At 72.1% G+C, this 25207-nt stretch carries 20 protein-coding genes; 15 read left to right on the forward strand and 5 right to left on the reverse strand.

The genetic code is table 11. The features are described 5' to 3' along the window. Positions 1-17: 17 nt before the first annotated feature. Positions 18-695 carry a pyridoxamine 5'-phosphate oxidase family protein gene (locus ACOOHC_RS03585; protein WP_420452644.1) on the reverse strand — a complete coding sequence of 226 codons (678 nt, stop codon included), beginning with the start codon at positions 693-695 and terminating at the stop codon, positions 18-20. Between the two features lie 349 nt (positions 696-1044). Here ACOOHC_RS03585 and pcrA point away from each other — a divergent pair, with 349 nt between their 5' ends. The 3 genes from pcrA to ACOOHC_RS03600 all read left to right on the forward strand — a co-directional run bounded on the left by pcrA (position 1045) and on the right by ACOOHC_RS03600 (position 5157). Further along, positions 1045-3483: a DNA helicase PcrA gene (pcrA, locus tag ACOOHC_RS03590; protein WP_420452645.1), complete on the forward strand. Its 2439-nt coding sequence runs from the start codon at positions 1045-1047 to the stop codon at positions 3481-3483. Positions 3484-3591: 108 nt separating this feature from the next. Beyond that, the gene (locus ACOOHC_RS03595) at positions 3592-4653 is read left to right on the forward strand and encodes a GGDEF domain-containing protein (protein ID WP_420452646.1); all 1062 of its coding nucleotides are present in this window, start codon (positions 3592-3594) and stop codon (positions 4651-4653) included. Between the two features lie 69 nt (positions 4654-4722). Further along, positions 4723-5157, forward strand: coding sequence for a flavodoxin family protein (locus ACOOHC_RS03600; RefSeq protein WP_420452647.1), 435 nt, complete (start codon positions 4723-4725; stop codon positions 5155-5157). A gap of 52 nt (positions 5158-5209) precedes the next feature. Here the strand turns inward: ACOOHC_RS03600 and ACOOHC_RS03605 are convergent, their stop codons facing one another. Further along, the gene (locus tag ACOOHC_RS03605) at positions 5210-5788 is read right to left on the reverse strand and encodes a hypothetical protein (protein ID WP_420452648.1); all 579 of its coding nucleotides are present in this window, start codon (positions 5786-5788) and stop codon (positions 5210-5212) included. 96 nt (positions 5789-5884) lie between these two features. On the opposite strand from ACOOHC_RS03605, the gene ACOOHC_RS03610 reads away from it, so the two are divergent. The 8 genes from ACOOHC_RS03610 to ACOOHC_RS03645 all read left to right on the forward strand — a co-directional run bounded on the left by ACOOHC_RS03610 (position 5885) and on the right by ACOOHC_RS03645 (position 17032). Continuing rightward, positions 5885-6292: a cobalamin B12-binding domain-containing protein gene (locus tag ACOOHC_RS03610; RefSeq protein WP_420452649.1), complete on the forward strand. Its 408-nt coding sequence runs from the start codon at positions 5885-5887 to the stop codon at positions 6290-6292. Positions 6293-6367: 75 nt separating this feature from the next. Then, positions 6368-7516, forward strand: a complete 1149-nt coding sequence (gene sucC, locus ACOOHC_RS03615; RefSeq protein WP_420452650.1) for an ADP-forming succinate--CoA ligase subunit beta — start codon at positions 6368-6370, stop codon at positions 7514-7516. A gap of 81 nt (positions 7517-7597) precedes the next feature. Beyond that, a complete protein-coding gene (gene sucD / locus ACOOHC_RS03620) occupies positions 7598-8494 on the forward strand; it encodes a succinate--CoA ligase subunit alpha (protein ID WP_420452651.1) in 897 nt (298 codons plus the stop codon). Positions 8495-8552: 58 nt separating this feature from the next. Next, the gene (gene purH, locus ACOOHC_RS03625) at positions 8553-10223 is read left to right on the forward strand and encodes a bifunctional phosphoribosylaminoimidazolecarboxamide formyltransferase/IMP cyclohydrolase (RefSeq protein WP_420452652.1); all 1671 of its coding nucleotides are present in this window, start codon (positions 8553-8555) and stop codon (positions 10221-10223) included. A gap of 119 nt (positions 10224-10342) precedes the next feature. After that, positions 10343-11200: a methylenetetrahydrofolate reductase gene (locus tag ACOOHC_RS03630; RefSeq protein ID WP_420452653.1), complete on the forward strand. Its 858-nt coding sequence runs from the start codon at positions 10343-10345 to the stop codon at positions 11198-11200. A gap of 15 nt (positions 11201-11215) precedes the next feature. Continuing rightward, a complete protein-coding gene (locus ACOOHC_RS03635; protein WP_420452654.1) occupies positions 11216-13390 on the forward strand; it encodes an acyltransferase family protein in 2175 nt (724 codons plus the stop codon). A 57-nt stretch (positions 13391-13447) separates the two neighbouring features. After that, positions 13448-15946, forward strand: a complete 2499-nt coding sequence (locus ACOOHC_RS03640) for an acyltransferase family protein (protein WP_420452655.1) — start codon at positions 13448-13450, stop codon at positions 15944-15946. Between the two features lie 99 nt (positions 15947-16045). Then, the gene (locus ACOOHC_RS03645) at positions 16046-17032 is read left to right on the forward strand and encodes a malate dehydrogenase (RefSeq protein WP_420452656.1); all 987 of its coding nucleotides are present in this window, start codon (positions 16046-16048) and stop codon (positions 17030-17032) included. A 39-nt stretch (positions 17033-17071) separates the two neighbouring features. Here ACOOHC_RS03645 and ACOOHC_RS03650 read toward each other — a convergent pair whose 3' ends face one another. Together ACOOHC_RS03650 and ACOOHC_RS03655 are read right to left on the reverse strand one after the other, a co-directional pair. Then, a complete protein-coding gene (locus tag ACOOHC_RS03650; RefSeq protein ID WP_420452657.1) occupies positions 17072-18355 on the reverse strand; it encodes a multidrug effflux MFS transporter in 1284 nt (427 codons plus the stop codon). 121 nt (positions 18356-18476) lie between these two features. Further along, complete coding sequence (locus ACOOHC_RS03655) at positions 18477-19193, reverse strand: purine-nucleoside phosphorylase (protein ID WP_420452658.1); 717 nt, start codon at positions 19191-19193, stop codon at positions 18477-18479. Between the two features lie 158 nt (positions 19194-19351). Here ACOOHC_RS03655 and coxB point away from each other — a divergent pair, with 158 nt between their 5' ends. Genes coxB through ACOOHC_RS03675 form a run of 4 tightly spaced genes read left to right on the forward strand, consistent with a single transcriptional unit; the run spans position 19352 to position 24322 of the window. After that, a complete protein-coding gene (gene coxB / locus ACOOHC_RS03660; protein WP_420452659.1) occupies positions 19352-20314 on the forward strand; it encodes a cytochrome c oxidase subunit II in 963 nt (320 codons plus the stop codon). Then, positions 20311-22923, forward strand: coding sequence for a cbb3-type cytochrome c oxidase subunit I (locus ACOOHC_RS03665; RefSeq protein ID WP_420452660.1), 2613 nt, complete (start codon positions 20311-20313; stop codon positions 22921-22923). The genes coxB and ACOOHC_RS03665 overlap by 4 nt, the downstream gene beginning before the upstream one ends. Continuing rightward, entirely contained in the window at positions 22920-23393 is a 474-nt protein-coding gene (locus ACOOHC_RS03670) for a hypothetical protein (protein WP_420452661.1), read from the forward strand. Before ACOOHC_RS03665 ends, ACOOHC_RS03670 begins: the two co-directional genes overlap by 4 nt. Beyond that, on the forward strand, positions 23390-24322 hold the full coding sequence (locus ACOOHC_RS03675; protein ID WP_420452662.1) for a cytochrome c oxidase assembly protein: 933 nt from the start codon (positions 23390-23392) through the stop codon (positions 24320-24322). The genes ACOOHC_RS03670 and ACOOHC_RS03675 overlap by 4 nt, the downstream gene beginning before the upstream one ends. Here ACOOHC_RS03675 and ACOOHC_RS03680 read toward each other — a convergent pair. After that, positions 24315-25199 carry a DNA-formamidopyrimidine glycosylase family protein gene (locus ACOOHC_RS03680; protein WP_420452663.1) on the reverse strand — a complete coding sequence of 295 codons (885 nt, stop codon included), beginning with the start codon at positions 25197-25199 and terminating at the stop codon, positions 24315-24317. The two genes, ACOOHC_RS03675 and ACOOHC_RS03680, sit on opposite strands and share 8 nt — an antisense overlap. Between the last annotated feature and the right edge of the window lie 8 nt (positions 25200-25207).

Here is a 25207-nt window from a genome sequence, read left to right on the forward strand (position 1 = left end):
GGCCGACCGGCACCCCCTCAGCGTCGGTGCGCGTCGGTGCCGGCCAGCCCGGCGACGGCATCCGGAAGGGACGCCCCGGCCCTCAGGTCGCTCGCGGCCATCGGCTCCCCCCACGACGCGACGAGCGGGACGACGCCCGCCCAGTGCGGTCCGTCGAGATCGGAGTCGTCGTCGACCGGGTCTCCGTCGCGGACCTTGGACGATGCCTCCGCGAGGGGCACCGACAGCACGAGGGTTCGTCGCAGCTCGCTCGCCGACGGCGGACGAGCCGTGTCCCAGATCGCGGCGACGTGGTCGTTGATGATCCGCAGCGCGTCGAGTCGCTCGGCGTCGCCCTCGACCGCGGACGCGATGCCGCGCACCACCACCGAGCGGTGGTTCATCGAGTTGTGGAACGGTGAGCGAGCGACGACGAGCCCGTCGACGATCGTGACGGTCGCGCACACGTCGAGACCGCGCCCGGCGCGCAGCAGGGCGTTCGCGAGCGCTCCGTGCAGCAGCAGCTCGGCGTCCCCGCCGCTCCCGCGCACCCCGTAGGCCATGGGCAGCACGATCGGCCCGTCGTCGGTCTGCACCCCGACGTGGGCGACGATCCCCGCGTCGAGCACGTCACGGATCCGGTCGCGCTCGTAGACCGCGCGCGGGGCGCCGCGCCGCACCGTGGTGCGGGCGGATGCGGGGGAGTGCTCGGCCATGCGCGCACCGTACTCGTGGACGATCCGGCCACCGGGGTCGGTTCCGTCCGGGAGAGAGGCGGCTCCAGCATCGCCGAAACGTCGATCGCGAGCGCGACGTCGGGTGCTCCAGGCGGCGAGCGGGACGACACCCCACCGCGGCGTCATGTCGTGCAGCGGCACCTGCTCCGATGGGCGTGGGCGCACCGTCCGACCGGCGCGCGCGTCGTCCGGCCGACACCCGGGAAGCGACGTCCCCTCGCCCCGTGCGACCCGACGGGAGCGACCGCGCCCGACGCTCGCCGACCGTCACGGGGCGGCGGTGGCTCCTCCGGCAGCGTCGCACCCCCTCCCTAGAGTGGGAGTCGCCATGACCGATGAGGAGTTGTTCGCCGACGTCCCGCACCCGGCCGAGTCGAGCGAGGCCGCCCCGCCGAGCGCGAGCGAGGTCGACGACGCCGACGAGCTCGCACGCGCCGCCGCGCCGGCGCCGCGCCGCGGCGGCTCGGGGCCGTCGCCGTTCACCCAGGGCCTCAACCCCGACCAGCTCGACGCGGTCGTCCACACCGACGGCCCGTTGCTCGTCGTCGCCGGCGCCGGGTCCGGGAAGACCCGCGTGCTCACCCACCGGATCGCCAACCTGATCCACGAGGGCGCGCACCCGTCGTCGATCCTCGCGATCACCTTCACCAACAAGGCCGCGTCCGAGATGCGCGACCGGGTGCACGAGCTCGTCGGGCCGGTCGTGCGGACGATGTGGGTGTCGACGTTCCACTCCGCCTGCGTGCGCATCCTGCGGTCCAACGCCGAGGCGATCGGCTACCCGCGCCAGTTCTCGATCTACGACTCCGCCGACTCGAACCGGCTCACGTCGTACGTGATCCGAGACCTCGGCCTCGACTCGAAGCGGTTCACCCCGCGCGGCGTCCACGGGATCATCTCGTTGCGCAAGAACGAGCTGGTCACACCCGATCAGATGGCCGATCAGGCCGAGAACATCTTCGACCGCAAGCACGCCGAGGTGTACGCCGAGTACCAGGCGCGGCTGCGCACGGCCGGCGCGATGGACTTCGACGACCTGCTGCTCAACGTCGTGCGGTTGTTCCGTGAGCACCCGAACGTGCTGGAGCACCACCGCGAGCGGTTCGCCCACGTCCTCGTCGACGAGTACCAGGACACCAACCAGGCCCAGAACGAGATCGTGCTGCTGCTCGCCGGCGGCCACCACAACGTGTGCGTGGTCGGCGACACCGACCAGTCGGTGTACCGCTTCCGCGGGGCCGACTTCCGCAACATCCTCCAGTTCGAGGAGGCGTTCCCCGACGTCACGACCGTGGTGCTCGACCAGAACTACCGCAGCACCCAGACGATCCTCGACGCGGCGAACGCGGTGATCGACAACAACACCGAGCGCAGGCCCAAGTCGCTGTGGACCGACCTCGGCAGCGGTGACCGCATCGTGCGCTACCACGCCGACGACGAGGGTGACGAGGCCACCTTCATCGCCTCGACCGCCCGCGAGTCGAACGCCGAGCGGGGGGTCTCGTGGCGCGACATGGCCGTGCTCTACCGCACCAACGCCCAGAGCCGCGTGCTCGAGGAGGCGTTCATGCGGGTCGGGGTGCCGTACATGGTGGTCGGCGGGACCCGCTTCCACGACCGGCGCGAGGTCAAGGACGCCATGGCGTACCTGCGGGTGACGGTCAACCCGACCGACGAGGTGTCGCTGAAGCGGATCCTCAACACCCCCAAGCGCGGGATCGGCGACGCCAGCGTCGACAAGCTCGACGCGCTCGCCCGATCCGAGGCGATCCCGTTCGTCGAGGCGCTGCGGCGCAGCGACGAGGCCGGGATCACGGGCCCGGCCGTGCGGGGGATCGCGTCCTTCGTCGAGCTGCTCGACGGTCTCGCCGAGACGGCCGCCGACCCCTCCCACGGCCCCGGAGACGTGCTCCAGCTCGCGCTGGAGGGGTCGGGGTACCTGGGCGAGCTCGAGGCGGAGGACACCGTCGAGGCCCACTCCCGGTTGGAGAACCTCGGCGAGCTGATCGGCTCGGCGCGCGAGTTCACGGTGATCGACGAGTTCATGGAACAGGTCGCGCTCGTCGCCGACACCGACCAGCTCGACGACGACGACCAGGTCGTGCTGATGACGCTCCACTCGGCCAAGGGACTCGAGTTCCCGATCGTCTTCCTCGCCGGGGTGGAGGAGGGCGTCTTCCCCCACATCCGGGCCCTGACGGAACCGGTCGAGATGGAGGAGGAGCGCCGCCTCGCCTACGTCGGGATCACGCGGGCGATGCGGCGCCTGTACATGACCCACGCGTGGAGCCGCCAGCTGTTCGGCTCGACCCAGTACAACCCGCCGTCGCGCTTCTTCGACGAGATCCCCGCCGAGCTCGTCGAGTCGCGGGGGAAGGTCTCGGGTCGGTCGTCGTACGGTCGGCAGAGCTACCGCTCCGAGCGCGGGGCGGCCCATCGCTCCGACCCGCCGCCGTACCGGCGTGGCCGCTCCGACGACGACACCGGCGGCATCGACATCAACGCCGACCTGCACGCGGAGACCGAGACCGAGCACCGCGAGCGCGTCGTCGACGCGGCGCTGCGCGCCGGTCGTGGCGTCGAACCGACGAACGGCCACGAGCGAGGGTTCGCGGTGGGCGATCGGGTGGAGCACCCCGCGTTCGGCGGGGGGACCGTCATCGCCCTCGACGGCGAGGGGGACAAGGCCGAGGCCGTCGTCAACTTCGCCGACGGGGTCGGGTTGAAGCACCTGTCGCTCGCCTGGGCGCCGCTGGCCAAGCTCTGAGGCGGTGGTCCGAGCGTCGCGCCGGGTCGCTCGCCACGGGGGTGGCGGATCCGCACGTCGGATGAGTGGCCGTTCGGACACGGAGCGTGAGCCAGTATCATGGAGCCGGTGGGAAGGACGGCGATGGTGGACGACGGCGGCACGACCAGGACGGGTGGCTCCTCGCTGACGGGGTCGGATCTGACCGACATCCTGTCGATGGCCATGGACGAGATGACCGACGCGGTCGCCGTGGTCGACGACCGGGGCGACATCGTGTGGGTCAACCAGGCGTGGATCGCGTTCGGGCGCGACAACGGCGTGGGTGACGACGTCGACTGGGTCGGGTGGAACTACTTCGCTGCGGCGTGCGAGCCCATGACGGGCGACGACGAGGGCGCGACCGAGATCTTCGAGATGCTGCGCGACATCCTCGACGGCGCACGCGACGAGGGGTGCGCCGACTACCCGTGCCACGCGCCCGATCAGCAGCGCTGGTTCCAGGTCGTGATGTCGGCGCTCGACAACCGGCTCGGCCGGTTCGTGACGATCGCGCACGGAGACGTCACCGACCGCCACCTCGCCGAGGAGCGGGCGCTGCAGCTCGCGTTCTCCGACCCCCTCACCGGGGTGGCCAACCGACGCCACTTCGACGACTTCCTCGACGAGCAGTGGCGCCGGGCCGCCCGCTTCGACCAGCCGATCGCGGTGATCACGGTCGACGTCGACAACTTCAAGGCGATGAACGACGACCACGGACACGACGTGGGCGATCGCGTCCTCGGCGATCTGGCGCGATCGCTCGAGTCGGTGTGCCGCCGACCGAGCGACCTGGCGGCGCGCATCGGTGGCGACGAGTTCTCCGCCGTGCTGGGCGGTGTCGACATCGACACGGCGGTGATGCTGGCCCGGCGGGTTCGGGCGCACCTGAGCGCACGTCGTTCGAAGCGCGGAGCGCCCGCGATGACGATCAGCATCGGGGTCGCCAGCGCCCGTCCGCACCACGGCTCGTCGAGCGTCGAGTTGGTGAAGGCCGCCGACGAGGCGCTGATGGTCGCGAAGCGCGACGGCCGCGACCGGATCGGACGTGCGGACGTCACGGCGTCGTCGGATGTCGACGCGTGGGTGAGCCCGCTCGTCGAGTCCGTGCCGACGTCGGGGGCCGGCGGCAGCGGCGCTCGCGTCGGGTGACGACCTCCGTGCCCCGCGCCGCGACCGGTGACCGCGGCCCGCGGCCCGCCCGCGTGGCAGACTGAGCCCGTGAAGGCAGCGATCCTGGTCGAGAGCTTGACGGGCAACACCTGGACGGCGGCGGAGAAGACGGCCGACCTCCTCGCCCAGGAGCGGTGGTCGATCACCGGCCTGTCGAAGGTCGCACGCCCCGACCTGACGTCGATCCAGGCCGCCGACATCGTCCTCGTCGGCACCTGGGTGCACGGAGCGTTCGTGTTCGGCCAGGCCCCGTGGGCGGTCAACTCCATCGCCAACCTGCCGGCGATGCGGGGCAAGAAGGCGGCGGCGTTCTGCACGTTCGCCCTGTCACCCGGTGGGGCGCTCGATCGCCTGACGGCGGCGGTCGGCGACACCGGCGCCTACGTCATCGGCGGGCTCGCGATGAGCCGCGGCAAGCTCGACGCGCACGCCGAGCAGTTCGCCAGCCGCCTCGTCGACGCCGTCTCGGCGTCGAGCCGCTGACGCTGCGGACCCTCCCCCCGGGCCCGGCTCGACACCGACCGGCTCCGATTCGTCAGGGGTCGGTCGTGGCGGCCGGTGACGACCCCGCGGTGCCCGCGCCCGTCGCGCCGGTCGGTGCCGAGAAGGCACGCAGGTCGAGGTACAGCGTCTCGCCGTCCTGCACGACGGGGCGCACCGCCTCGGTCGGCGGCGACAGCTCGGTGACGTCGATCTCGACGCCGTCGCAGTCGACGAAGGTGGCGGTCGTGCGGATCTGGTCGACCGGGCAGTCGGGTCGCCCGGCCGGGAAGGCGTAGTACAGCCTCCACCCCTCGGCGGGGTCGTCGCCCTCGTGGTCGAGCACCAGGGACCGGTCGCCGGTGATCGTGAGCAGCTCGGGGATCAGGATCGGCCCGCCCTCGTCCACGTTGTTCGCCTGCCGCGCGACCGAGCCGAGCTCGAGGCGGACCGGGGCGAGGTCCTCGGTCGGCTCGTTGTCCCCCGACGACAGGAACGCCGCGATCGCCCAGGTCACCAGACCGAGCACGACGAAGAACGCGATCCCGCCGACGACGGGGACGACCGCTCGGGCGAACGGGGACCGCAGCTCGGGGATGCGCGACGAGACCACGGACCCATTGTGGCGACGCATCGGCTCGGCTCCTCACCGGGTCGGTGCGTCCGCCCACCGGTCCGCGACCCCGGCGGTTGGGGGTTGGCGTGAGCCGTTGCGTAAGGTCTGGTCCTCGTGGAACGCCCCTACCGAATCGTCGTCGCCAAGCCCGGGCTCGACGGACACGACCGAGGCGCCAAGACGATCACGCGCGCGCTGCGCGACCACGGTTTCGAGGTGATCTACACCGGCCTCCACCAGACCCCCGAGCAGATCGCCGAGACGGTGCTCCAGGAGGACGCCGACGGGGTCGGGCTCTCGCTGCTGTCGGGTGCGCACCTCACGCTGTTCCCCCGGGTGATGAGCGAGCTGCGCGACCGCGGCCTCGACGACGTGATGATCTTCGGCGGCGGGGTCATCCCCGACGCCGACGTCGCCGCCCTGACCGAGCAGGGGGTCGCCGCGATCTTCGGGCCCGGGTCGTCTCTGCGCGCCATCGGCGAGTGGCTCGAGTCCGCCCTCGACGAGCGCGAGACGGCCTGACGACACGGGCAGCGAGCCGACCCCGGCGACGACCGACCGAACACGACGAACCAACACAGGAAGCGGTGATCTGACGTGGATCTCTTCGAGTACCAGGGCAAGCAGTACTTCGCCCGATACGACATCCCGGTGAGCGCGGGCGGCCCGGCCGACACGGTCGACGAGGCCGTCGCGGCGGCCGACGAAGCCGGCTACCCCGTCGTCGTCAAGGCCCAGGTCCAGGTCGGTGGACGTGGCAAGGCCGGCGGGATCAAGCTGGCCGACGACGCCGAGCAGGTGCGCGAGCACGCCGGGAGCATCCTCGGGATGGACATCAAGGGCCACGAGGTGCGGCGGGTCTGGGTGGAGGAGGCCTCCGACATCGACGAGGAGTACTACGTCAGCTTCACCCTCGACCGCGCCGCCAAGAAGCACCTGATGATGCTCTCCGCCGAGGGCGGCGTGGAGATCGAGACGGTCGCCGAGGAGGACCCCGACGCGATCGTGCGCCTGCACATCGACCCGGTCAACGGCCTCGACGAGGCGACCGCCCGCCAGGCGTGCGTCGACGCGAAGCTGCCCGAGCGGGCCCTCGACGGAGCGGCGGACATCGTCGTGAAGCTGTACGAGTGCTACACCCGCGGCGACTGCGACCTCGCCGAGATCAACCCGTTGATCCTCAAGCCGACCGGTGAGGTGCACGCGCTCGACGCGAAGGTCACCCTCGACGGCAACGCCGAGTTCCGCCACCCGGAGTGGGAGGAGTTCAAGGGCCTCACCGAGATGGACGACCGCGAGAAGATGGCGGCCGAGCGGAACCTGCAGTACATCGGCCTCGACGGGACGGTCGGGATCATCGCGAACGGCGCGGGCCTCGCGATGTCGACGCTCGACGTCGTCAACCAGGTCGGCGGTTCGGCCGCGAACTTCCTCGACATCGGCGGCGGGGCGAACGCGGACGTGATGGCCGATGCGCTCGAGGTGATCAACTCCGACGAGGCGGTCAAGGCGATCTTCGTCAACATCTTCGGGGGGATCACCCGCGGCGAGGAGGTCGCGAAGGGGATCGTCGAGGCGATGGGTCGCGTCGACCTGTCGGCTCCGATCGTGATCCGCCTCGACGGGACGAACGCCGAGGAGGGTCGCCAGATCCTGGCCGACGCCGGCATCTCGCAGGACAAGCTCCGCTCCGAGCCGACCATGCTCGACGCCGCCCGCGCCGCCGTCGAGCTCGCCAACGCCTGACCCGCCCCGACCCGCCCCACCCGGTGCCCGGCACCGGGTCGGACATCGCCGGGTCACGAACCATCGAGAGAAGAGAGAACCATGGCAATCTTCGTCAACGAGAGCACCAAGGTCCTGGTGCAGGGCCTGACCGGCGGGCAGGGCAAGTACCACGGGCTGCGCAACCGCGACTACGGGACCCAGGTCGTCGGGGGCGTGACCCCCGGCAAGGGCGGCCAGGAGGTCGACGGCATCCCCGTGTTCGACTCGGTCCAGGAGGCCGTCGACGCCACGGGGGCGACGGCGTCCTTCGCCGCGGTCCCCCCGAAGTTCGCGCCCGCCGCGATCATCGAGGCCGCCGAGGCCGGGATCGCGCTCGTCGTGTGCATCACCGAGGGGATCCCCGCCCAGGACGAGGCGATGACCTACAACCAGCTCGTCCGTGAGTTCCCCGGGACGCGCCTGCTGGGCCCGAACTGCCCGGGGATCATCAGCCCCGGGAAGTGCAACATCGGGATCACCGCCGGCGAGATCGCCCAGGAGCCCACCGCGGACGGGCCGAACGTCGGCATCGTCAGCCGGTCGGGCACGCTGACCTACCAGGCGCTGTACGAGCTCAAGCAGAAGGGCATCGGGGTCTCGACCTGCGTCGGCATCGGCGGCGACCCCGTCCCGGGGACCACCTTCGTCGACTGCCTCGCGGAGTTCGAGGAGGATCCCGAGACCCACGCGATCATGATGATCGGCGAGATCGGCGGTTCGGCCGAGGAGGAGGCGGCCGAGTTCATCGGCGCCAACGTCTCCAAGCCGATGTCCGCCTACGTCGCGGGGGTCACCGCTCCCGCCGGCAAGAAGATGGGCCACGCCGGCGCGATCGTCTCGGGCGGCAAGGGGACGGCGCAGGGCAAGATGGACGCGCTCTCCGACGCCGGGGTGAAGGTCGGCCGGAACCCGACCGAGGCCGGCGAGCTGATGGCCGCCATCGTCGCCGACCTCTGAGCGCCGTCGCGCCAGCGGTCCGACCCGGATCGCGGCGGGGCTCGCTACGGTCGCACGGGTGCCCACCGCCCTGCTGTCCGTGTACGACAAGACCGGGGTCGTCGACCTCGCCCGTTCGCTGAGCGAGCTCGGTTGGTCGCTGGTCTCCTCGGGGGGGACCGCGGCGGCGATCGCCGATGCCGGGATCGCGGTCACCGACGTGGTCGAGTGGACGGGTGTGCCCGCGATCCTGGGCCATCGCGTCGTGACCCTCCACCCGAAGGTGCACGGCGGCATCCTCGCCGATCCGGCCGACGCCGAGCACCGCGCCGACATGGAGGCGTACGGCATCGAGCCCATCGACCTCGTCGTGGGCAACCTGTACCCGTTCTCCTCCGATCCGGGCATCGAGCTGATCGACATCGGCGGGCCGGCGATGGTGCGGGCGGCGGCCAAGAACCACTCCGTGGTCGGGGTGCTCGTCGACCCGGACGACTACGGCACGACGGTGGCCGAGCTGGAGCGCGAGGGCGCGCTGTCGGACGCGACCCGGCGACGACTCGCACGAGCGGCGTTCGCCCACACCGCCGCCTACGACGCGGCGATCGTCACCTGGTTCGACGAGACGGACCCCGATCTCGACGCGTCGACCACGACCACGACCACGACGGGGACGGGCGCCGGCACCGGCGCCGGCACGACCGCCGACCTCGCGGCGGCCACCGACGCCGGGGCGGCCGCGGGCGGGCCCCCGGACCGTGCCGGCGCCGCCGGGGCGCCGGGTGCGGACGTCGACGTCGACGTCGACGACGTGCTCCCCGCCTCGATCCACCTCGCGCTCGAGCGGGCGCAGCCGCTGCGCTACGGCGAGAACCCGCACCAGGAGGGGGCCCGGTACCGGCAGGTCGGGGCGACGAGCTGGTGGGACTCGATGACCCAGCACGGCGGCAAGGCGCTGTCGTACCTCAACGTGTTCGACACCGAGGCGGCGTGGCGCCTCGTCCAGCGCTTCGACGGCCCGGCCGTCGTGGTCGTCAAGCACGCCAACCCGTGCGGGGTCGCGCTCGGCGACGACATCGCGTCCGCGTACGTCGCGGCGAACGAGTGCGATCCCGTCAGCGCGTTCGGGGGGATCGTGGCCGCCAACCGGACCGTCACGGCCGAGATGGCCGAACCGCTCTCGTCGGTGTTCACCGAGGTCGTCATCGCGCCCGACTTCGAACCCGCCGCGCTCGAGGTGCTGACGTCGAGGAAAAACCTCCGGGTGATGAGCGCGAGCGCTCCGTCCCCGCTGCCCTACGACCTGCGGCCGATCGACGGCGGCCTGCTGATCCAGACGCCCGACCCGGTCGGCGGGCGCGACGACGGGTGGCGCGTCGTCACCGAGCGCCAGCCGACCGAGGAGGAGTGGGCCGACCTGGAGTTCGCGTGGACCGTGTGCGCCGCCGTGAGCAGCAACGCGATCGTCTACGCGAAGGACCGTCGGGCGTACGGGATCGGTGCCGGGCAGCAGAACCGACTGGACTCGGCGCGCATCGCGGCGGGCCGCTCCGACGGGCGTGCGCGCGGCGGCGCGTGCGCGAGCGACGCGTTCTTCCCGTTCCGCGACGGGCTCGACGCGGCGGCCGAGGCCGGGATCGCCTGCGTCGTGCAGCCCGGCGGCTCGGTGCGCGACGACGAGGTCGTCGCCGCCGCCGACGAGCACGGGATGGCGATGGTGCTCACCGGGACCCGCCACTTCCGGCACTGATCCGCTCGGAGCGCGACGCACCGACGCACCGGCCGCCCCCGCGCCGACTCGCCGTTCATCGAGGGTCCCCAGCCGTTCCACGATGTGGAACGAATCGGCGTCGGACGTATCGTGACGGGATGGCCCGCATCGGTGATCTCCTGGCCGAGAAGCGCACCCTCTCATTCGAGTTCTTCCCGCCGAAGACACCGAACGCGACGATGCAGCTCGGGCGGGCGGTGGGCGAGCTCGAGGCTCTCGAGCCGGACTTCGTCTCGATCACCTACGGCGCGGGGGGCTCGGATCGGCACCGCACCGGCGAGGTCGTCTCGTGGATGCGCGCCGACACCGGCCTGGAGCCGATGGCCCACCTGACCTGCCTCGGCCACACCCGCACCGAGGTGGCGGGGCTCCTGGTCGAGTACCGGCGCCGCAACGTCCAGAACATCCTCGCGCTCGGGGGTGACCCGCCCGCCGACGACACCCCGGCGCGCAGCGACTACACCTACGCGCTCGACCTCCTCGAGGACGTCAGCGCGAGCGGCTCGTTCTGCGTGGGCGTCGCCGCGCACCCCGAGGTCCACCCGCGCAGCCCGTCGCGCGAGATCGACCGGCGGCACCTGGCCGACAAGCTGTCGATCGCCGACTTCGCGATCACCCAGTTCTTCTTCGACGTCGAGCACTACGTGCGACTCGTGGACGAGATGGACGCACTGGGGATCGACAAGCCGATCGTCCCCGGGATCATGCCGGTGACGAACGTGAAGCACGTCGCGCGCATGGCCGAGATGTCCGGCGCCGAGGTGCCGGGCTGGCTGATCGACCGCCTCGACCGCGGGTCCGACCCCGAGCAGATCCGACGGATCGGCATCGAGATCGCGTCCGAGCTGTGCCGGTCGCTGCTCGCCGCCGGGGCCCCGGGGCTCCACCTGTACACCCTGAACCAGGCGGCCACGGCGCGTGAGATCGTGGTGAACCTCGATCTGGCCTCCGTCTGAGCGATACTGGGGTCCGTGACCGCGACCGTCGACGCCGCTGCAGCCCGCCGTGCGTCGGGTGGCCCGCGCCCCGAGACCGGCCCGGCGACGGCGAACCGGCGCATCAGCCAGATCCCCTACCTGCCCGGGCTCGACGGCCTGCGCGCCCTCGCCGTGGTCGCGGTGATGGTGTACCACGCGAACAGCTCGTGGCTCGCCGGCGGCTACCTCGGCGTCGAGGTGTTCTTCGTCATCTCGGGCTACCTGATCACCCTCCTGCTCATCGCGGAGCACGAGCGCGAGGGCTCGATCAGCCTCGTCGGGTTCTGGATGCGACGGGCGCGCCGTCTGCTGCCGGCGCTGTTCACGATGATGCTGCTGCTCGCGATCTGGGTGTCGCTGTTCGAGCAGGACGCGCTCGGCAAGCTGCGCGGCGACGTGATCGCGGGCGCTCTGTACGGCTCGAACTGGTACCAGGTGTGGATCGGCGCCGGCTACAGCGCCGGCAACGACTTCGCCCCGTTGCGGCACCTGTGGAGCCTCGCGGTCGAGGAGCAGTTCTACATCGTCTGGCCGTTGGTCATGCTGGCGCTCGTGCGCTCGGGCACCCGCCGCATCGCCGGGACGGCGCGCTGGCTCTTCCTGGGCGCCGTCGCGATCACCGTGATCGTCGCGGTGCTGGCGACCTCGGGGCCCCAGCAGACGCCCGAGCTGACCCCGGGCGCGTACTTCTCGATCGGTGACCGGGCGATCTCCACCCCCGACTTCCTCTACCTGTCGACGATCACCCGAGCGGGTGGGCTGCTGCTCGGCTCGGCGTTCGCGATGGTCTGGCGCCCGACGGCGGTGATGCGCGGCCCGCTGCGGCGTCGGGGGTTCGTCTTCGACGTGGTCGCGGTCGTCGCACTGGTGGGGCTGGCCGCCATGTGCGTGAAGGTCGGCTTCGATCCGTCGCTCGGGGTGCACCCCCTGCTGTTCCGCGGCGGGCTGTTCCTCACCGGGCTCGCCACCCTGGCGGTCATCGCCGCCGTGACCCACCGCGGGGCGCTCACCGGCCGCCTGCTGTCGCTGCCCGTGCTGGTGTGGATCGGGACCCGGTCGTACGGGCTGTACCTGTACCACTGGCCGATCTACCAGATCATCCGCGACGTCGCGGCGAACCAGCTGCGCATCCACGAGTTCGTGCTCGCGATGATCGCGACCTGCATCGTCACCGAGCTCTCGTACCGCTGGATCGAGACCCCGATCCGCGAGGGGCGGATCGGCGAGCTGCTGCGGGGGCGCACCGCGCGCCGCCGCCGCCCGCTCACCCACACCCAGCGCCAGTGGGCGTTCGGCGGGGCGTTCGCCGCCGTCGCGCTCAGCGTGTTCGCGGTCGGCAGCATGGCGACCGCCGAGCTGAAGCAGAACGAGGTGCAGCGGTCGATCGCGGAGGGCGAGGACTTCGTCTGCGACACCCTGGTCGACCTCGACTGCGACGGGGTGGCCGACCTCGACGAGCAGGGCGACCCGCTCGGCGCGGCCGACGACCCCGCCGATGCGACCGTCTCCGACGACGGCTCCTCCGACGGCGTGGCTGCCGTCGAGGCGGACGCGCCGGACGAGGCGAGCGGTGACCCCGCCGCCGACGCCGCGCCCGACCCCGCGCCCGATGCCGACGGCGACGCGACCTCGGACCCCGCGGCGACGGACGCGGTGATCGTCCCCGCCTCCACCGAGCCCCCGCCGCCCGAGGAGCCCGCGCCCGAGCTGCTCGCCGTCGGGGACTCGGTGATGAAGGGCGCCGCCGCGAACCTCGACGAGCTCGGGATCACCGTCGACGCCGTCGAGAGCCGGTCCTGGGGCGACGGGCTCGACTACGTGCGCACCCTCGCCGAGCGCGACCGCCTGCCGCGCGACCTGGTCATCCACCTCGGCACGAACTCGCCGATCAGCCAGCAGCAGATGGACGCGATGATGGAGGCGGTCGCCGACGTGCCCCAGGTCGTCATCCTCTCGGTGGTCATCCCGACCCACCCCGGGGTCGAGTCGGCCAACAACGCGATGATCTACTCGACGATCAACAAGTACGACAACGTCGAGCTGCTCGACTGGGCCGGCTTCGCGCCGCTGTGCCCGTCGGCCGAGTGCTACGCCTCCGACGGGATCCACCTGCGCCCGGAGGGGCGCGCCTACTACGCCGAGCAGATCCGCTCGATCCTCGACCTCTGAGCCTCCCCCGGGTGCGCCGCGGCGGCGGCGCCCTCGGGTGCGATGCTGAAGGCTCCGATGACGACGTACGCACCGCCGACGTCTCCCCCGATCGAGCTGGGGGAGCACGACGCGCGGATCAGCCGCGTCCCCTACATGCCCGGCCTGGACGGGATGCGCGCCCTCGCCGTGATCGCCGTGATGATCTACCACGCGAACCCGGCGTGGCTGCCCGGCGGCTTCCTCGGCGTCGAGATGTTCTTCGTGATCTCCGGCTACCTGATCACGCTGCTGATCATCGCCGAGCGAGAGCGCAGCTCCCGGGTCTCGCTGGTCGGGTTCTGGAAGCGGCGGGCGAGGCGGCTGCTGCCCGCGCTGGTCGTCCTGCTGCTGGCGGTGACCGTGTCGACCGCGATCCTGCACCCCGGTTCGCTGGGCCAGCTGCGCGGCGACGTCGTGGCCGGGCTCGTCTACTCGTCCAACTGGTACCAGCTCTGGGTCGGTCTGGGGTACACGGCGGCCTTCGAGCTCGCCCCGCTGCGCCACCTGTGGAGCCTGGCCGTGGAGGAGCAGTTCTACGTCGTGTGGCCGGTGGTGATGGTCGTGCTGCTCGGCCGCCGGGGGACGCGCGAGATCGCGAACGTGAGCCGGTGGCTGTTCGCGGCGGCGGTCGCCGTCGCGCTGACCAGCGCGCTCGCGTTCCACCCCGGGGTGATCGGGGACCCCGAGACCACCCCGGAGGCGTACTGGTTCGTCGTCGGGAGGGCGATCTCGAAGCTCGACGTGCTCTACATCGGCACCCCGTCGCGCTCGGCGGGGATCCTCCTCGGAGCCGCGTTCGCGATGGTCTGGCGGCCGTTCGCGGTCGCACGTGGCCCGTTGCGTCGACGGGGGCGGTTCCTCGACGTCGTCGCGCTGGTCTCGTTCGTCGGGTTCGCGTGGATGTGCTGGGAGCTCTACCTGGTCGGCGCCGACGGCGCTCCCGACCGCCGGCTGTTCCACGGGGGGCTGTTCCTGGCCTCGGTCTCGACCGTGCTGATGATCGCCGCGATCACGCACCCGGCATCCGCCGCCGACCGCGTCCTCGGCAACCGGGCGCTGGTGTGGATCGGGGTGCGCTCCTACGGGCTGTACCTGTACCACTGGCCGGTGTACCAGGTGATCCGCGAGCTCGCCGGGAACTCCTTGACCGTGCGCCAGTTCGCGATCGCGATGGTGGTCACCGTCGCGATCACCGAGGCCTCGTTCCGCTGGATCGAGACGCCGATCCGCACCGGGTCGTTCCGGCGGGGGATCCGTCGCGCGCTGCACGCCCCCCGCCCCCGCGGCAGGCGACTCCTCGCCGTCGGCGTGAGCGGTCTCGTGGTCGTGACGGCGTGGGCGGCTGCGCGACTGGTGACCGCGGACGTCGAGCGCAGCGAGATCGCCCAGGAGCTGGTGCGCAACGACGGCTCGACGATCGACCTGGCGACCCGTGTCGACGCCGCCGAGGGGTCGGCCGCGGACGTCGCTCCCGCCGTCCCCGCCGTCGCGATCCCGTCGGGCTCGCCGGATCGCTCGACGCAGTCGCCGACCACGACCGGTGGCGCACCCGCGACCGGCGGGCCCTCCACCGCAGCACCGGGCGCCGGGGACGCGCCGACCGAGGTCGTGGACCGCGACGGGGACCGGACCGCGGGCGCGCGTGCGGGCACGGACCCCGGACCGGGCTGGGGACGGGCGTCGAGGACCGGCGCGCTCGGAGTCGCCCGTGCGTCGGCCGGAGCCGAGGCGGGCCCGGGCGACGCGCTGTTCTCGAGCTCCGCGTTCGACGCCCCACCGACGCCCGCTCCGGTCGTCCTGGTCGAGCGGGTCGACCTGGCCGACGCGCCGCCGAGGGCGTGGCCGGGCTCGACCTCCGCCGCGGCCGCCGGCGCCGGGGACGACCCGACGTCCCCGGAGCCCGACGTCGGCTCCGTCGACGGTCTCGACCCGGGCGCCCGGGACGGGGCCGGCGATGCCGTCGGCGCCGAGCGGCCCCGCCCGCCCGGACCGCTCTCGCTCGGGGTGGTCGACGACCCCGCGTCGATCGGCGTGCTCGCGGTCCCGCCCGCCGGTCCGCCTCCGTCGCTCCGGGTGATCGCGTTCGGGGACTCGGTGATGCTCGGATCCGCCGCCCGGCTCACCGAGCGCGGCGTCGTGGTCGACGCCGTCGTCAGCCGCCAGCTGTCGGCGTCGCTCCCCCAGCTCCGCGCGATCGCCGACAACGGGTTCCTCGGTTCGGCGGTGGTGATCCACCTCGGGACCAACGGGTCGTTCCCGCAGGGGTCGCTCGAGGAGATGATGGCGATCCTCGCCGACGTCCCCGCGGTGGTGCTCGTCACCGGCAAGGCCGACCGGAGCTGGATCGGGCCGAACAACGACCTGCTGCGGGCGATGCCCGAGCGCCACGGCAACGTCACCGTCCTCGACTGGGCCGTGCTCGGGCCGCTGTGCCCGGGGGACTGCTTCCACGCGGACGACATCCACCTCGACGACGCGGGTCAGCGGTACTACGCCGACCTGATCTCCCGGCTCCTCGGTCTCGACGCCGGGTGACGCCGGATCAGGCCCGCCGGATCGGGCCCGCCGGATCGGGCCCGCCGGATCGGGCCCGCCGGATTGGGCTCGCTCGCTGGGCGGATCTAGCCTCGGGCCATGACCACCCCAGTTCGCGTCGCCGTCACCGGGGCTGCCGGCCAGATCGGCTACAGCCTCCTCTTCCGCATCGCGTCGGGCAGCATGCTCGGCCCCGACACCCCGGTGGCGCTCCAGCTCCTGGAGATCACCCCGGCCCTCGGGGCTCTCGAGGGGGTGCGGATGGAGCTCGACGACGGGGCGTTCCCGCTCGTCGACTCGATCACCTGCACCGACGAGGCGGATGCCGCGTTCGGCGACGCCGACGTGGCGATCCTCGTCGGCTCGATGCCGCGCAAGGCGGGGATGGAGCGCGCCGACCTGCTCGAGGCGAACGGCGGGATCTTCAAGCCCCAGGGGGAGGCGCTGAGCCGCTCGGCGAAGAAGGACGTCAAGGTCCTCGTCGTCGGCAACCCGGCGAACACCAACGCGCTGATCGCGATGAGCAACGCGGCGGACCTCGATCCCGGCCGGTTCACCGCGATGACCCGCCTCGACCACAACCGGGCGATCAGCCAGCTCGCGACCCGCCTGGACGCCTCGGTGAACGACATCACCAAGATGACGATCTGGGGCAACCACTCCACGACCCAGTTCCCCGACCTGTACCACTGCGAGGTCGACGGGCGCTCGGCCCACGAGGCCGTCGGCGACCACGACTGGTACGCGGACGAGTACATCCCGAAGGTCGCGAAGCGCGGCGCGGCGATCATCGACGCCCGCGGGTCGTCGTCGGCGGCCTCGGCGGCGTCCGCGGCGGTCGACCACATCCGCGACTGGACGCTCGGGACCCCCGAGGGCGACTGGGTGTCGATGTCGGTGCCCTCCGATGGCAGCTACGACGTCCCCGAGGGGATCATCAGCTCGTTCCCCTGCACCTGCTCGGACGGCGAGTGGTCGATCGTCCAGGGCCTCGACATCAACGAGTTCAGCCGCACCAGGATCGACGCGACCGCGCACGAGCTCGTCGAGGAGCGCGACGCGGTGTCCGACCTCGGCCTGATCTGACCGGCGCGGGCGGAGCCGCGCCGCGACGTCGATCGCCCGTCAGACGGCGGTGACCGCGGACTCGGGCAGCAGGTGCCGGGTCGCGATGTCGGGGGAGCGTCGACGCACGACGAGCACGGTGATCCACGACCCGAGGCACAGCAGGGCGACCCCGATGGAGAACGGTGTCGTCGAATCGCTCACCCTGGCGCTGACGATCGTGCCGAGCACCGCGCCCCCCGCCATGCGCACGGCCCCCGACAGCGCGGACGCCGTCCCCGCGAGGTGCCCCACCGGCTCGAGGGCGGCGGTGTTCAGGTTCGGCATCAGGAACATGAACGACGCCAGCGTCACGGCGAGCAGCGGCATGTACGTCCAGATGCTCGGTCGTCCGCTCGCGGAGATCGACAGCGCGCACAGCGCGAGCGTCGTCGGGATCAGCAGAGCGTAGACGCCGTTGACGACGCGGTGCACGCCGACGCGCACGACGATGCGCCCGTTGACGATGGCGGCGACCGCGAACAGCACCGCCACGCACCCGAAGATCACCGGGAACAACGTCGGCTGGCCGAGGATCTCGCCGATCAGCAGCTCGCTGCTCGCGAGGTAGGAGGTGAACACCCCCTGGAGGAAGATCGTCGACACCGTGTAGCCCGCGGTCACCCGGGTGCGCGCGACCTCGGCGTAGCCCGCCGCCGTGGAGCGCACGCGCAGCGGACGGCGGTGCGCGGGGTCGAGGGACTCGCGCATCCGCAGGCTCCACAGAGCGATCACGGCGGCGAACGCCACGCAGAACCAGAACACCGCGCGCCACGGCAGGATCGCGACGATGCCGGTCCCGATCGTCGGCGCGAGCACCGGGACGAGCATGAACACCGCCATCACCTGCGACATCGCCCGCGCCATCTCACCGCCGACGAAGCGGTCGCGCACGATGGCCGTCGCCACGACCCGCGACCCGGCCGCGCCGATCCCCCACACGAAGCGGCTGGCCAGCAGCAGCTCGAAGCTCGGCGCGAGCGCCGAGCCCGCTGCGCCGACCACGTAGATCGCGGTGCCCGCCCAGAACACCGGTCTGCGACCGAACCGGTCGGCGAGGGGACCCCAGGCGATCTGGGCCACGGCCAGGCCCATGAAGAACACGGTGATCACCTGCCCGGTGCGCGGCGATCCCTCCCCGAGGTCGAACGCGGCCCGGATGTCCTCGAAGGCGGGGAGCATCAGGTCGATGCCCAGCGCCATCAGCGCCATGATCGCCGACAGCAGGGTCAGCAGCTCGCGCTGGCCCATCCGTCGCGGCGGGGCACCGGCGGCCGGGGGGGCGCCGTCGCGGACCTCGGTCATCGTGCGAGGTTAACGAGGGGTGAACGGACGACGCCGCTCGATCGGTCGACGTCACAGCACGTCCGGCCGCGGTCGTCGAGCCCCGTCGGCGACGGGCCTCGCGACCCCGCGGACCGGGGTCTCAGCTGATCGCGACGCGGCAGCCGATCTCCATCATCGCGTCGACGCCGGCCGTCATCTCGTCGTCGCCGATCCGCTCGGTCTGACCGTCGTCGCCGATGATGTCGCTCACGGTCATCAGCGCGAGCGCCTCCATCCCCTTCATCGCGGCGACCGTGTACATCATCGCCGCCTCCATCTCGACCGCCACGTAGCCGAGCGACCGCCACAGCTGGTAGCGCTCGGCGTCGGGTTCGTAGAACAGCCCCGAGGTCACGATCGGACCGACGTGGACGGGCCGATCGGTCCCCTCCCGACTGAGTCGGGCGGCGGTCTCGACCAGCGCGAAGGTCGCCGTCGGCGCGTGGCAGTCGAGCTGGGAGAGCTGGCGCGGTGCGTGGTCCTCGGCCGCCGCGACCACGGCGACCACGGTGTCGGCCATCGCCATCCCCGCGGCGAGCCCTCCGCAGGTGCCGACCCGCACGAGGCGCTCCGCCCCGAGCTGGGCGAGCTCGTCGAACACGATCCCGGCCGACGGCGCTCCCATCCCGGTCGTCTGGACGCTGATCGGCTCCCCGCGGAAGGTGCCGGTGAAGCCGAGCATCCCGCGCACCCCGTTGACCTGGCGGAAGCCGGGGTCGAAGAAGGTCTCGGCGATGTAGCGAGCCCGGACCGGGTCCCCGGGGCACAGGACGTTCGGGGCGTAGTCGCCGGGCTCGGCGCTCAGGTGGATCGGCATGATCGCAGGATAGGCGTGCCGAGTCGGCTCGACGCGGCGCTCGCCGCCCCCTCGGCCGCCGCCCGGCCCGTCCTCCTCCGGTGCCGGTCGAGCGGCGTCGCGGACGGAACGAACGCTGTCCTGGCGGGCCCGAGCGGGCGCGCCTACCGTGATCCGGCGTGCCTCCCGTGGACGACGAGACGGTGGGATCGGTCCTCGATCCGAGGGGCGAGGCCGCGGCGCGCATCGAGGTCCTGTGGTGGATCATGTTCGCTCTCGGAGTGCTCGTGTTCGCGTTCTTCGTCGTGTCGTTCCTCGTCGGCGTGCGCCGCGACGCAGGTGCCGGGTCGCCGATCGAGCGTCGTGACGACCACGAGGGCAGCTCGCGGCGTTGGATCCTCGGTGCGGGGGTGATCGCCCCGTCGATCATCATCGCGATCGTCTTCGTCGCCACGGTGTGGTCGATGCGCGCCTCGTCGCAGGCGGCCCCCGACGACGCTCTGGTCATCGAGGTGACCGGTCACCAGTGGTGGTGGGAGGTGAGCTACCCCGCCGCCGGGGTGGTGTCGGCGAACGAGGTGCACGTCCCGGCCGGGGTCCGCGTCGAGATCGAGCTGCGGTCCGCGGACGTGATCCACAGCTTCTGGGTGCCGGCGCTGGCCGGCAAGCTCGACGCGCTGCCCGAGCGCACCAACGTGCTCGCGCTCGTCGCCGACGAGCCCGGTCGCTACGCCGGTCGCTGCGCGGAGTTCTGCGGCATCCAGCACACCAACCAGGACTTCGTGCTCATCGCCCACGAGCCCGCCGAGTTCGAGCGGTGGCTCGCCGAGCGCGGCGGCGTCGCCGCCGCCCCGACCTCCGCCGAGGCCCGGCGCGGGGCGGAGCTGTTCGCGTCCGCGGGGTGCGGGAGCTGCCACCGCGTCGCCGGGATCGCCGCGGGGGGCGCGGAGCCGGCGCCGGACCTGACCGACGTGGCGAGCCGCTGGTCGATCCTCGGCGGGATGCTCGAGCCGTCGGTCCCCGACCTGCGGACGTGGATCGCCGAGCCGCACTCGGTCAAGCCCGGGGCGCTGATGCCGCCCGCCGAGCTCGACGACGACGAGATCGCCGCCGTCGCCGCCTGGATCGAGACGCTGACGTGACCCAGCACGACACCGGCCCCGAGACCGCCGACGGCGCAGGAGCCCACGACGATCCCGAGCCGGGTGCCGAACCGCTCCACGACGCGTCGACGCCGGTCGCGATGCAGCTCGACAGCGACGACGAGCTGAACGCGCTGTGGGACGACGAACCCGGCCTGCGGGGTCAGATCACCGCGGTGCAGAACGACGCGATCGGCGTGCGGATGATGCTCACGGGCTTCTTCTTCCTGCTGCTCGGCGGCAGCGTCGACTCCTTCGTCATGCGCCTGCAGCTCGCGACCCCCGAGAACGACATCGTCGGCGCCGAGCTGTACAACGAGATGTTCACCAACCACGGGTCGGTGACGATGTTCCTCGTGATCCTCCCGATCTTCGAGGGCTTCGCGATCATGGTGCTGCCCTCGCTGCTGGGGTCGCGCGAGATGCCGTTCCCCCGCCTCGGCGCGTTCGCGTACTGGACCTTCCTGATGGGTGGTCTGCTGTACTACAGCTCGGCGCTGTTCCAGGCGGTCCCGAACGCCGGGTGGTTCGCGTACACCCCGCTGAGCGGGCCGATCTACTCGCCCGACCTCAACCTCGACTTCTGGGTGCTCGGGTTGGGCACGGCCGAGGTCGGCGCGATCGCCGGCGCGGTGGAGATCATCATCGCGGTGCTCAAGCTCCGCTCGCCGGGGATGAGCCTCACCCGCATCCCGCTCTACGCCTGGTCGATGCTCGTGTTCGGCTTCATGGTGCTGTTCGCGTTCACCCCGCTCATCGTCGGCAGCCTCCTGCTCGAGCTCGAGCGGGGGTTCGGGATGCACTTCTTCTCCCCGGGCGAGGGGGGCAGCTCGCTGCTGTGGCAGCACCTGTTCTGGATCTTCGGGCACCCGGAGGTGTACATCCAGTTCCTCCCCGCCACCGGCATCGTGTCGATGGTGCTGCCGGCGATGGTCCGGCGGCGCATCGCCGGCTACCACTGGATGGTCGCGGCGATGATCGGGATCGGGGTGCTGTCGTTCGGCCTGTGGGCGCACCACATGTTCACCACCGGTCTGCCGACGATCGTGCTCGCGTTCTTCGCCTCGGCGAGCATGGTCATCGCGATCCCGGCCGGGGTGCAGATCTTCTCGTGGGTGGCCACGATCTGGGACGGCCGGGTCCGGTGGAACACCCCGTTCCTGTTCGTGTTCGGGTTCCTCACGACGTTCGTGATCGGCGGGATCACCGGGGTGATGGTCGCGGCCGTCCCGTTCGACGAGCAGGCCCACGACTCGTACTTCGTCGTCGGGCACCTGCACTACGTGCTGATCGGGGGCGTCGCGCTGCCGATGTTCGCCGGCATCTACTACTGGTTCCCGAAGTTCACCGGCCGGATGATGGGCGAGACCCTCGGGAAGTGGAACTTCTGGCTGATGTACGCCGGGATCCACGTCACCTTCTTCCCGATGCACGTGGTCGGCCTGCTCGGCATGCCGCGCCGGATCTACACCTACCCCGAGGAGTCCGGGTGGGGGATCTACAACCTCGTCTCGTCGCTGGGGGTGCTGCTCATCCTCCCCGGGCTCGGGTGCTTCATCGTCAACGTGGTGCGGTCGTACCGTGGTGGTCGGCGGGCGGGGCCGAACCCGTGGGGTGCCGGGTCGCTCGAGTGGGCGCTTCCGTCGCCGCCCAAGGAGCACTCGTGGACGCTGCCGCCGATCGTGCGCAGCGAGTCGCCACTGTGGGACCAGGACGACCTGCACACCGGCACCCCCGAGCAGGAGCGCTTCGCCCGGGCGATGGGGGAGTGGCCGTTGAGGTGGCGCGCCGTGCTCGTGGTGGGGACCGGCTCGGGGGAGCCCGAGGAGGTGTTCCGCGTGTCGAACACCTCGTTCTGGCCGCTGATCACCGCGTTCGGGACGGTGATCATCTTCGCCAGCGAGCTGCTCAAGCTCCGGCTCGGAGCGCTCGCCGGGGCGATCACCATCGTGGTGTCGGTGATCATGTGGAACCGCCCCGAGCCTCCCCCGATGACCGAGCAGGAGGAGATCGACTTCGAGTCCGAGACGGGGGTGCCCGTGCGCGCGTCGGGGAGCATCGTGATGGCCCGCTGGGGGTTCGGGATCGCGCTGCTGTTCGCGTCGATCGCGTTCGGCAGCTTCGTGCTGAGCTACTTCTACCTGCGCATCGAGAACCCGGTGTGGCCGCCGGCCGGGGTCGAGCGCCCGTCGGTGCTGGTGGCGCTGTCGGTGGTCGCGCTGATGGTCGCGGCGTCGGGTGCCGCGCTCGCCGGGAGGCGCGCCCTGCTCGACGAGCGCGGCGGCGGGCTCGTCACCGGTCTCGCCGTCGCGACGGTCGCGGGGATCGCGGCGGGCGCCGTGCTCGTGCTCGATCTGCTCGGGCTCGGCTTCGGCTCGACCGACCACTCCTACGGATCGATCTTCCACACGTTCGCCGGGTTCGCGCTGCTGATGGTGTTCGTCGCCGTGGTGCTCTCGACGATGACCCTCTACGACGCCGCTCGGGGGCGCTTCACCCAGCGCCGCTTCTCCCCGGTCGACAACGCGGTGCGGACGTGGCTCGGCGCCACGCTGATGACCGCCGGCACCGTCGCCGTCCTCTACGCCTCCCCGTACCTCACGACATGAGCGGTGAGGGCGATCGCGACGGGCAGGGGGGTTCGGCCGGCGGCGCGGCGGTCACCGGGGACACCCGTGGCCACGGACGCCGCCGCCCGGTCGAGAACGCCGGCCCGCCGTTCGAGCCCACGGTCGAGGTGGAGACCACCGTCGGGTTGTGGGCGGCGGTCCTCGCCGGTCCTGTCGCGTTCATGGTCCACTTCTTCGTGGTGTACCTCGTCGCCGAGGCGGCGTGCGCGGCGGACGCGGCCGAGGAGATGACGTTCCTCGGCCAGGGCGCGACCTCCGCCGTGATCGTGGTCGCGACGATCGTCGGGGTCGTCGTCGTCGGGGTCGACCTCCTCGTCATGCGGCGGTGGTCGGCGCGCACGGGCTCGCCGGGGCTGTTGCGGGTCGGTTCGCTGCTCGCGTGGCTGTCGGGGCTCGCGATCGTCGTCGTCGGGCTCCCGGTGCTCGTGCTGGCGGTGTGCGGGCCGTGATCGCCGCGGTGGGGCTCGACGTCGCCACCTCGGCGCTGTCGGCGGCGGTCCGGCCGGCGAGCGCGCTGCTCGCGCACGACGGGGCGCCCGTGCGGCCCCACGACGCGCTGCGCGCCTGGGACCTCGATCCGAGCGTCGTCGCGCCGCTCGCCGTCGTCGCGTGGCTGCACCACCGCGGGCGCCGCCCCGGGCGCGACGGAGCCGGCCGCGACGTCGCGCTGGTCGCGGCGCTGGTGATCGTCGCGATCGCCCTGCTGTCGCCGATCGACGCCGTCGCCGGGGTCCTGCTGTCGGCCCACATGGTGCAGCACGTCCTGCTGGTGACGGTGGCGGCGCCGCTGCTCGCCTGGGCGGCGCCGGGAGCCGCGCTGCTGCGTGGGACGCCGGTCGCGATCCGCCGACGGTTGGTCCGCACGAGGCGGTCGAGCGGGCTGCACCACCGCCGGCTGGTCCGGCTCCGCCACCCGGCGCTGCGGTGGCTCGCGCTCGTGGTCGTGCTGTGGGTGTGGCACGCCTCCTCGCTGTACTCGCTGGCGATCCGCGACGGGCGCGCCCACGCCCTCGAGCACGCCTCCTTCCTCGGGGCGGCGTTCCTGTTCTGGACGGTGATCATCGGCCCGTCCCGGATGCGGCTCGAACCGGGCTTCGCGATCCTCGCCGTGTTCACCCTCACCCTGCAGGGGATCGTGCTGTCGATGCTGATGACGTTCTCGCGCCTGGTGTGGTACGAGCCGTACCGCGTGGAGGCGTCGGGGTGGGGGCTCGACCCGCTCACCGATCAGCAGCTCGCGGGGGTGATCATGTGGGTGCCGACCGGGTTCGTGCACACCGGGATCACGCTCGCGCTCCTGTTCCGGTGGCTGGCGGCGCTGGATCGCGACGGGGAGCGGACCGCGCCCCGTTCGCCCGCGCGCCGCGCCGCTACTTGAGGAACCGGCTGGTCGTGTTGTCGGCGAGCACCTTGCCGCCGGTCTGGCACGTCGGGCAGTAGGAGACGGTGTAGCCCGAGTACTCCACGGCGCGCACGACGTCGTGGTCGTCGTCGCCCTCGGCTCGCGGGCACGGCTCGCCGGCGCGACCGTGCACCGCGCTCGTGCGGTCCTTCGACGAGCTCATCTCGCCACGGGCGCGCTCCTCGGCCAGGCTCGACTCGACGCGCACCTCGATGGCCGCGGCGATCGCCCGGGCGCCCTCGGCTCCGAGCGCGCGCGTCGTCGCGAAGGGCGAGGTGCGCGCCTCCCAGCAGACCTCGTTCGCGAGCCGACGACCGATCCCGGCCACCATCCGCTGGTCGCGCAGGAAGCCGTGCACCCGCTGGGACCGCTCGTCGGCGAAGCGCTGCGCGAGCGCCTCGGCGGAGATCCCGGCGGCCTCGGGGCCGAGCCCCTCGAGCGGGGTCGAGCTCTCCTCGTCACCGGCGGAGACGCACCACACGCCCGCCCGGCGCTCGGTCCCGTGCTCGGTGAGCAGGAGAGCGGATCCGTCGACGCCGCCGTCGGAGGCCTTGACCGGCTCGAACAGGAAGCGGGCCTGGGCGCCACGCGGCTTCTTCGCGAGCCGGGCGTCGGCGAGCAGTCGACCGCCCTGCATCAGGTGGACGACGAACGTGACCGGCTCGAAGCGCAGCAGGAGGTACTTGCCGCGACGGCCCACCGAGCGCAGCGGGTGGCCGTACGCGTCGTCGGGCGACGGCACGGCGGTCTTCAGCGCGGTGAAGTTGAACGGGTGGAAGCGGGTGAGCACCCGACCGACGAAGCCGTCCTCGAGCCGCTCGGCGTGGGCGTGGAGCTCGGGCATCTCCGGCATCGCCGCAA

The sequence above is a fragment of the Ilumatobacter sp. genome (assembly GCF_965215205.1).
Classification (GTDB): Bacteria; Actinomycetota; Acidimicrobiia; order Acidimicrobiales; family Ilumatobacteraceae; genus Ilumatobacter_A.

Coding starts and splice junctions, on each gene's coding strand:
- ACOOHC_RS03645 (WP_420452656.1), top strand. CDS start 16,046: ATGACCACCCCAGTTCGCGTCGCCGTCACCGGGGCTGCCGGCCAGATC.
- pcrA (WP_420452645.1), top strand. CDS start 1,045: ATGACCGATGAGGAGTTGTTCGCCGACGTCCCGCACCCGGCCGAGTCG.
- sucD (WP_420452651.1), top strand. CDS start 7,598: ATGGCAATCTTCGTCAACGAGAGCACCAAGGTCCTGGTGCAGGGCCTG.
- ACOOHC_RS03670 (WP_420452661.1), top strand. CDS start 22,920: ATGAGCGGTGAGGGCGATCGCGACGGGCAGGGGGGTTCGGCCGGCGGC.
- ACOOHC_RS03605 (WP_420452648.1), bottom strand. CDS start 5,788: ATGCGTCGCCACAATGGGTCCGTGGTCTCGTCGCGCATCCCCGAGCTG.
- ACOOHC_RS03680 (WP_420452663.1), bottom strand. CDS start 25,199: ATGCCGGAGATGCCCGAGCTCCACGCCCACGCCGAGCGGCTCGAGGAC.
- ACOOHC_RS03640 (WP_420452655.1), top strand. CDS start 13,448: ATGACGACGTACGCACCGCCGACGTCTCCCCCGATCGAGCTGGGGGAG.
- ACOOHC_RS03585 (WP_420452644.1), bottom strand. CDS start 695: ATGGCCGAGCACTCCCCCGCATCCGCCCGCACCACGGTGCGGCGCGGC.
- ACOOHC_RS03630 (WP_420452653.1), top strand. CDS start 10,343: ATGGCCCGCATCGGTGATCTCCTGGCCGAGAAGCGCACCCTCTCATTC.
- ACOOHC_RS03650 (WP_420452657.1), bottom strand. CDS start 18,355: ATGACCGAGGTCCGCGACGGCGCCCCCCCGGCCGCCGGTGCCCCGCCG.
- ACOOHC_RS03655 (WP_420452658.1), bottom strand. CDS start 19,193: ATGCCGATCCACCTGAGCGCCGAGCCCGGCGACTACGCCCCGAACGTC.